The sequence below is a fragment of the Gemmatimonas sp. genome, assembly GCF_021298855.1.
Taxonomy (GTDB): domain Bacteria; phylum Gemmatimonadota; class Gemmatimonadetes; order Gemmatimonadales; family Gemmatimonadaceae; genus Gemmatimonas.
Window position 1 is genome coordinate 1 of sequence record NZ_JAJTHI010000055.1, and the last position, 7,835, is coordinate 7,835.

7 protein-coding genes are annotated in these 7,835 nt (G+C 70.1%); 4 read left to right on the forward strand and 3 right to left on the reverse strand.

Going from position 1 to position 7,835, the window contains the following annotated elements:
• On the forward strand, positions 1 to 466 hold a 466-nt coding region (locus LW840_RS14785), incomplete at its 5' end, for a hypothetical protein (RefSeq protein ID WP_291277255.1).
• Here the strand turns inward: LW840_RS14785 and LW840_RS14790 are convergent.
• Positions 426 to 1,592: a cytochrome c peroxidase gene (locus LW840_RS14790; protein WP_291277256.1), complete on the reverse strand. Its 1,167-nt coding sequence runs from the start codon at positions 1,590 to 1,592 to the stop codon at positions 426 to 428. The genes LW840_RS14785 and LW840_RS14790 overlap by 41 nt on opposite strands.
• Before the next feature lie 199 nt (positions 1,593 to 1,791).
• Between LW840_RS14790 and LW840_RS14795 the strand changes: the two genes are divergently transcribed.
• The 3 genes from LW840_RS14795 (at position 1,792) to LW840_RS14805 (ending at position 4,250) form a co-directional block, all read left to right on the forward strand.
• Positions 1,792 to 2,397, forward strand: coding sequence for a hypothetical protein (locus LW840_RS14795; protein ID WP_291267608.1), 606 nt, complete (start codon positions 1,792 to 1,794; stop codon positions 2,395 to 2,397).
• 32 nt (positions 2,398 to 2,429) lie between these two features.
• Positions 2,430 to 3,617 (forward strand): hypothetical protein, encoded by a 1,188-nt coding sequence (locus LW840_RS14800; protein WP_291267609.1) that lies wholly within the window; start codon positions 2,430 to 2,432, stop codon positions 3,615 to 3,617.
• A gap of 165 nt (positions 3,618 to 3,782) precedes the next feature.
• Complete coding sequence (locus tag LW840_RS14805; protein WP_291267610.1) at positions 3,783 to 4,250, forward strand: MarR family transcriptional regulator; 468 nt, start codon at positions 3,783 to 3,785, stop codon at positions 4,248 to 4,250.
• A gap of 165 nt (positions 4,251 to 4,415) precedes the next feature.
• Here LW840_RS14805 and LW840_RS14810 read toward each other — a convergent pair whose 3' ends face one another.
• The gene (locus LW840_RS14810) at positions 4,416 to 6,956 is read right to left on the reverse strand and encodes a fasciclin domain-containing protein (RefSeq protein WP_291277257.1); all 2,541 of its coding nucleotides are present in this window, start codon (positions 6,954 to 6,956) and stop codon (positions 4,416 to 4,418) included.
• Positions 6,957 to 7,178: 222 nt separating this feature from the next.
• Positions 7,179 to 7,835 (reverse strand): amidase family protein (locus tag LW840_RS14815; RefSeq protein WP_291277258.1); only part of this gene is annotated, 657 nt, incomplete at its 5' end.

Consider the following 7,835-nt stretch of genomic DNA (forward strand, 5'->3'; position numbering starts at 1 on the left):
CACCGGGGCGTCGATCCTCGGGGGCGTGGGGCCATCGATCACGCACCTGTGGGCGCTCATCTGGCTGCCGGCCTTCTGCGGGACCCTCGCGCTGCTCCCCATCCTGCTGGCCTATCTGGTCCGCCAACAGGCCGCGCCGCCTGGTCGGTACTGGTGGCGTGCCAGCGTGGCCGGCATCGGGTTCGGGCTCGCGGCGTGTGCGGCCACCGGGTTCTTCACGCCCATCTTCCTCACCCTTTCGGCCTTCCCCTGGCAGGACACCGAGGGGCTCCGCTGGCTCGTGGTGCTGCTGGTCGGCCCCACCCTGTTCGCGATCACCTACGCCGTCGTGCTCCCGCGGCTGTACGTCGTGACCATTATTGCCACCGGCATCGCCTTCGGCCTGTTCAACGCCATGCTCGTCCGGTGGCGGCTGGCGACGCCGCTCAACGTCGGCGGAAGGGATCGGCGAAGCGCGGATCGGTAGTGACGCTGAGATCCGTCAGCGTGCGCAGGAACGCCACGAGCGCGGCGCGGTCGTCGGCCGAGAGGTTCAGCCGCCGCGGCTGTCCGTCGGGCTGCCGGAGGCGCGTGTCGAGGCTCGGGCCAGACTGCACCCCCTGGTCGTAGAACGCCACGACCTCCTCGAGCGAGCCGAAGCGCCCATCGTGCATGAAGCGCCGCCCGAGTGCGACATTCTTGAGGGAGGGTGAGCGAAAGACCTGCTGCTGCCCCGCGTCAAGGCCGTTGCTGTTCGAGCCTCCGGACAACGAGAAGCTCGGGGCCACGTGGCAGGTCTGGCAGCCTGCTCCGCCCTGCGGAACTGACCGGAAGTAGAGCTCCTGACCGCGCCGCTCCTGTGCGGTGAAGCCGGGCAGCGGATCGAGGAACGAGGGCGGCGAGTTCGGCGCCCCGGTCGGCAGCTGCGCCACGGCGCGGTCCCACCGACTGTCGACGGCCAGAATGCTGCGCACGTACTGCGCGAGTGCCCGTTGCACCCGATCCTCGGTGATCGTGGCATCGCCGAAGGCGAGGGTGAACAGCGGCGGGTAGTACGGCAGCGCCCCGAGCCGGGTGATCACGGCGGCGAATCCGCCGTGCGCGTCATCGAACCCCATCTCCACCGCATCGCGCACCGGCTGGGTGGTCTGGGCCTCGAGCGACAGCGCCCGACGATCCCAGAAGTAGCGCCCGTTCTCGTTGAATCGCGCGTTCCCCAGCCGCATCGAGTGCACCGTCGTGCGGCGGGTGCCATCGAACCCTACGCTGAATCGCGCGGTGTCGCCGAACCCCAACTGCTGCTGGTGACAGGAGGCGCAGCTGATGGTGTTCGCGCGGCTGAGCTGCCGGTCGAAGAAGAGCACCCGACCGAGCGTCGCGCCGGCGTCGGTGATCGCGTTGCCGAGCGGGTTCCGCACCTCCCGCTGGAGAGTCTGGGAAACGAAATGGCCCGGCGCCGCCTGTGCGGCGTAGCTCGGGAGGGCCCCGGGGTCGATCGTCAGCGCGGTCGTCACTGGGGCGAACGGGTCCGCGGGCGTGACCACGCCCTCGTCTGCACAGGCGAGGCTTCCGCAGGCGGCGGCGGCGGCGAGAACGCGAACGGAGCGGCGCATGAAGCAAATGTCTGGCCTGCGGGCGGCGGACGCAAGACGGCCGTCACGCTTGGCGGGACCAGCGGGCCCGGGCCGTCGATCCGCCGGATGGACGCACGCGCCGGCGCCCTGCGGCCCCCTGCGTATAGTTCAAGGTCATACCATTATAATTTAGCGTTGAATGATATGTCGATGACCCTGTTGCCACAGGAGCGTTCCCATGAATCGCCTGCTCGACCGTGTGCGCTGCCTCGCCGAGGGGACGCGGTGGCGGGTGCTCGTCCTCGTGCTCGCCGTGAGTGTCATGACCCTCGTTGGCGGACTGGCCTGGGCCAACGCCCTCTATGCCAGGTCGGGCTTCCCGCCGCGCCTGATCGAGGGGCAACTGGCCTTCGACGCGGCACGTACAAGGGGCTGGTACGGCGCGCTGATCGCGCGGGGGACACTCGACGTCTACCAGCGCACGCAATGGGTGGACTTCCTCTTCATCGCCGGTCTGCTGGCTACGCTGTTCGTGCTGCACCTCCTGATCGCCAAGGCGCATCGTGACGCGCCGGGGTGGCAACGGCTCGCGCTCTGGCTCGCCGTGCTCGGTCCGGCGATCGCCAGCGCCGACCTCTGGGAGAACGCGGTGACCCTGAGCATGCTGCGCGCGCCACTGACGTTCCCGGCGTGGCTCGCCACGCTGGCCTCGACGCTATCGGTCATCAAGTGGAGTTGGTCGGCAATCGGCACGTCGCTGGTGCTGGTGCAACTGGTGGCACTGGCCTGGCACCGCCGCCACCGCGGTCGGGCCTCCCGCCCGGCCCCGCCGCTGGATCCCTGAGCATCCGCAACGACCCCAACTCGGAGCAGACCATGGAACGGAGAGCCTTCATTCGCGTGGTGGGCGGTGGCGTCGTGCTGGCCGCCGGCGCCAGCGCCCTCACCGGTTGCGTCTCGGTGCATGTGCCGCGTACGGCGGTGACCGCCTGGGCCGGACCGACGCCGGACAGCGACCTCCGTCGCTGGGCGCTGTCGTTCGCGATCCTCGCGCCCAACCCGCACAACCTGCAGCCATGGCTCGCCGACCTGCAGGTTCCGGGTGAGATCACGCTCCGCCTGGACGAGCAGCGCCTCCTGCCGGCGACCGACCCGTACGGCCGACAGATTCTCATGGGTGCCGGCGCGTTCCTCGAACTGCTGGCCATGGCGGCGGCGGAGCGCGGCCACCGTGCCGACATCACCCTGTTCCCCGACGGTGAACCGGGCGCCACCCTCGATGCGCGGCCGTTCGCCCGGGTTCGCCTGGTAGCCGACGCCGCCGTGTCGCGTGACCCGTTGTTCGCGCAGGCACTGCAGCGCCGGACGGATCGGCGGGCGTACGATGTCGCGCGCCCCATTGCGCCCGCGGACGTGACGTCGCTGCGCGCCTCGGTGGCCCACCTCCCGCTCGCGTTCGATCTCGCCGGCCGCGCCGACGCGCCGTCCACCGACCAGACGCAGGTCGCGGACATCCGCGCCATCGTCAAGGACGCGTGGCGCGTGGAAATGACCACCGAAGCGCCCATGATGGAGTCGATGCGGCTGCTCCGCTTCGGCAGCGCCGAGATCGATCGGCACCGCGACGGGATCATCATCACCAAACGGCCGCTTGTCACGCTGGCCAAGCTCGGGTTCGTCGACCGCCGGAAGTTCCCGGCCCCCAACTCCCGGAGCACCGTCGCCCAGCTCAAGGAGTTCAACGCCATCACGGACGCCACGCCCGCGTACCTGTGGCTCGTGACGGAGGGCAATGCGCGCGCCCAGCAGATCCTCGCCGGTCGCGCGTACGTGCGCGTCAACCTCGCCGGCGCGGCCCGCGGCCTCGCGATGCATCCGAACGAACAGGCACTGCAGGAATACCCCGAGGTGGCCGGCCCGTACGAGGCCATCCATCGCCTGCTTGGCACGCCGGCTCCACGCCATACCGTCCAGATGCTGGCGCGCGTCGGCTACCTCCCCGCGGGGGCGGCACCGGCGCCGCCGGCCCCCCGACGAGGGCTGGACGCCCTGTGGCGCACCTGATGGTGACGGGACGAACGCGAGACACCACCCCCGCGCGGGACCGGTGAACCGGTACGGGTGTGGAAACGCGGCGCGGCGTCGCGGCTGACGGTCGACCTGCCGCCGTGGCCAACGACGACGTTATCATGCGCACATCCGCCTCGTCCGTTCCACGCCCAAGGTCCGATGCCCGCCGCTTGCAAGAACGACCCCGTCGTCGAGCAGGACCCGCTGCTGTTTCAGCTGATGACCGAAGTGGGCATCGTGGCGCAGCTGTCGCAGAACCGCGCCGCCGCGCTGCTGGCACCGGACCTGAACATGTCCCAGTTCATCGTCCTCAATCACTTCGTCCGCGTCGGTGGCGAGTCGTCGCTCACTCAGCTGGCCCGCGCCATGGAGGTCACCAAGGGGGCGATGACCAACACCGTGTCCCGACTGGAGCACAAGGGGTACGTGGCCATTCGCCCCGATCCGCAGGACGGACGCAGCAAGCTGGTCCGGCTTACCCCGGCCGGACGCGCGGCGCGCGGTCGTGCTGTCGCGCGCTTGGGCGAGTCGCTGGCCCCGCTGGCGGCCGCGCTGTCCGACCAGGAGCTGACCGCTGTGCTGCAGTCGCTGCGCACGGCGCGGATCTGGTTCGACCGCACCCGTTGACCGGAGGTCGCCCGCGGCGTTGCCCTCCGCGCGCACTGCGGTGAGGTACGCTCACGCGACGCCATGGCGCAAACGGCCACCCGGCAGCTTCGCCGGGTGGCCGTTCGGTTCTCGGTACGTGGTCAACTCACCTCGTCGGCACGATCCGGCGAGGGTGGGCCGTGCTCAGGGCAGCAGCACGGTGTCGATCAGATGAATGATGCCGTTCTTGGCCACGATGTTCGCACTCACCACCGTCGCGAAGTTGCGCGGTCCCACCAGTCGCACGGTGCCACCGAACAGCGAGACCGTGAGGCTGTTGTTGGGCAGCAGCGTGTTCAGGCGGCGGCCGTTGCTCAGCTCCGCGGCCAGCACGCGCGAGCCGGTGACGTGCAGCTGCAGGACGCTGGCCAACGTGGCCGCGTCGGTCGGTGCGCCACCCGGGATGGCGGCAAACGCCGCGTTGGTGGGGGCGAACACGGTGAGATTGTCACCGCGCAGCGCCGTGGCCAGATTCGCGGCGGTCACCGCGCCCACCAGCGAACTGAGGCCGCGGATGATGGCGTTGTCCACGATGTCGAGGCTGCCCAGCAGCACGCCGTCGATCAGATGCACCACGCCGTTCGACGCCTCGATGTCGGCCGTCGTCACGCGGGCGCCGCCCACGAAGACGAAGCCGCTCGCGACGGTCACCGGCAGCGTCGTGCCTTCGACCGTGGTGAGCGTCTGGCCATTGCGCAGCTGGCTGGCCGTGATGCGCCCCGGCACCACGTGGAAGGTGAGCAGCTTGCTGAGGATGGCGCGGTTGCCCGTTTCGAGCAGGCGCTGCAGCACGCCGGCCGGCAAGCCGGCGAACGCCTCATTGACCGGCGCGAAGACGGTGAAGGGCCCCGTACCGCTGAGCGTGCCGGTGAGTTCGGCGGCCTGCAGTGCCGTGACCAGCGTGGAGAGCTGCGCCGTGGCGACAGCCGTCTGCGTGATGGTCTGCTGCGCCGGCGCGGGGAGCAGCACGTTGTCAATCACGTGAATCACGCCGTTCTTGGCCACGATGTCTGCCGAGACGACCGACACCGTGTTGCGCGGGCCGGTGATGCGCACGCCACCACCCACGAGTCCGACGGAGAGACTCGAGCCCGTGAGCAGTGTGGGCAGCTGCTGCCCGTTGGTGAGCTGCGTGGAAAGCGCGCGCGCGCCGACCACGTGCAGCTGCAGCACCCGCGTCAGCGTCGCCACATCGCTCGGGGCGCCACCGGGAATCGCGGCGAAGGCCGCGTTGGTGGGGGCGAACACCGTCAGGTTGCCGCCGCGCAACGCCGTACCGAGATTCGCGGCTGTGACGGCACTCACCAGCGAGCTCAGGCCGCGGATGATGGCGTTGTCCACGATGTCCAGGCTGCCCAGCAGCACGCCGTCAATGAGATGCACGACGCCGTTGGAGGCGTTGATGTCGGCGGTGGTGACGCGCGCGCCGCCAACCGTGACCACGCCGTTGGCCACCGTCACGGGGAGCGTCGTGCCTTCCACCGTGGTGAGCGTCTGGCCGTTCTGGAGCTGGCTGGCGGTGATGCGCCCCGGCACCACGTGGAAGGTGAGCAGCTTGCTGAGGATGGCGCGGTTGCCCGTTTCCAGCAGGCGCTGCACCACGCCGGCGGGGAGCGCGGCGAAGGCGTCATTCACCGGCGCGAACACCGTGAACGGCCCCGTGCCGCTGAGCGTGCCGGTGAGCTCGGCGGCCTGCAGCGCCGTGACCAGCGTGGACAGCTGCGGCGTGGCCGCGGCGGTCTGCGTGATCGTCTGCGCGGGCGCGGCGGGGAGCAGCACGTTGTCGATCACGTGGATCACGCCGTTCTTGGCCACGATGTTGGCGGTCACGACGGTCGCCGCGTTGCGCGGACCGGTGAGGCGCACCGTGCCACCCGTGAGGCCCACCGTGAGGTTCGCGCCCGTGAGCAGCGTGGGCAGCTGCTGGCCATTGGTGAGCTGCGTGGAGAGGGCGCGCGAGCCGATCACATGCAGCTGCAGCACCGGCGTCAGCGCGGCCGCCGTGGTGGGGGCGCCGCCGGGGATGGCGGCGAACGCGGCGTTGGTGGGAGCGAACACCGTGAGGTTCCCGCCACGCAGCGCACCAGCCAGGTTGGCCGTGGTCACGGCGCTCACCAGCGAGCTGAAGCCGCGGATGATGGCGTTGTCCACGATATCGAGGCTGCCCAGCATCACCCCGTCAATCAGATGCACGACGCCATTGGAGGCACTGATGTCGGCGGTCGTCACGCGGGCACCGCCCACCGTGACGACGCCACCGGCGACGGTCACCGGAAGCGTGGTGCCTTCCACCGTGGTCAACGTCTGGCCGTTCTGCAGCTGGCCGGCGGTGATGCGCCCCGGCACCACATGGAACGTCAGCACCTTCGTGAGAATCGCGCGGTTCCCCGACTCGAGCAGGCGCTGCAGCACGTCGGCCGGCAGGGCGCTGAAGGCGGGGTTGATCGGCGCGAAGACCGTGAACGGCCCGGGGCCGTTGAGCGTGGCAGTCAGTTCGGCGGCCTGCAGGGCCGACACGAGCGTTGACAGCTGCGGCGTGGCCGCCGCCGTCTGGACGATCGTCTGGCCCGTGGGAGCCACCGGGGCGTCGTTGTCGTCGCCGCAGGCCGCCAGGGTGGTGGTCAGCGCCGCAAGGGAGAGTGCCACTGCCGCGCGGCGCGACAAAAGCTTCAATGATTGGAGCATGGTGATCATCGACGGGGGATGGTCAAGTCGTGCCGGCGAATCCGGACACGATCACCAGGAGGACACCCCGGCCGCTGCGTATGACTAGTCGGTCCAGTTCCGCGTTGCGGACGCAGGACAGCCAACGGCCTGTTCCCGTCGCGGCGCCCCTGCGCGCCGGAGGTCATCGATTCACAGGCCGATCCTCGCGAGAGTCGCGGAACGTCGTTGCCGTGGTCGGACTCACCGGACGATCAGCTTCTCGCCTGGCAGCGGCGGCGTGAAGCGCGGCAGGCGCCGAGCGCGCGTGCGTTGCTCGAACGCAAACCCGAGGCCAAGGAGCGTGCCCTCGCTGAACGCGGGCCCGAGAAACGACACGCCAACGGGCAACTGATCGGTGGTAAAGCCGGCGGGCACCACGAGTTCGGGGAACCCTGACAGATTGGCGAGGTTGGATCCGCTCGCGGCGCCGCCGCCCGGTGGCTCGGGGGGCGCGCTGATGAGATCGGGGCGGCGCGATCCGGTGGGATATACGATGGCATCGAGGCGCTGCGTGGCGAACAGGCCATCGAGGTGCGCGCGCACCAGCGGCAACGCGTGATCGCGTACCGCGGTGTAGCGGGGATCGCTGAGCGTACCGCTGCCCAGTTCGCGCTTGAAGAGCGACCAGCGCATGGCGTTGGGGCCCGCGCCGTCCGGACGCGGGGCCACGATGCTGTCGGCACGAGCACTCAACTCCGCCAGGGAACGCGGATAGCCCGGCGACAACGTGGCCAGATACGTCGCAATCTGTGAGGCGAACTCGGGGTATCGCACCGCGCTGTAGAAGTCCCCCTTGGCGTCGATGAGCCATCGTGGCAGCCGCACCTCCACGATGGTCGCGCCGGCGGCCCGCATGCG

What these genes read in the sequence shown, in the direction of transcription:
- LW840_RS14810 (WP_291277257.1), bottom strand. Translation starts at nt 6,956, where the DNA reads ATGCTCCAATCATTGAAGCTTTTGTCGCGCCGCGCGGCAGTGGCACTC.
- LW840_RS14805 (WP_291267610.1), top strand. Translation starts at nt 3,783, where the DNA reads ATGCCCGCCGCTTGCAAGAACGACCCCGTCGTCGAGCAGGACCCGCTG.
- LW840_RS14790 (WP_291277256.1), bottom strand. Translation starts at nt 1,592, where the DNA reads ATGCGCCGCTCCGTTCGCGTTCTCGCCGCCGCCGCCGCCTGCGGAAGC.
- LW840_RS14800 (WP_291267609.1), top strand. Translation starts at nt 2,430, where the DNA reads ATGGAACGGAGAGCCTTCATTCGCGTGGTGGGCGGTGGCGTCGTGCTG.
- LW840_RS14795 (WP_291267608.1), top strand. Translation starts at nt 1,792, where the DNA reads ATGAATCGCCTGCTCGACCGTGTGCGCTGCCTCGCCGAGGGGACGCGG.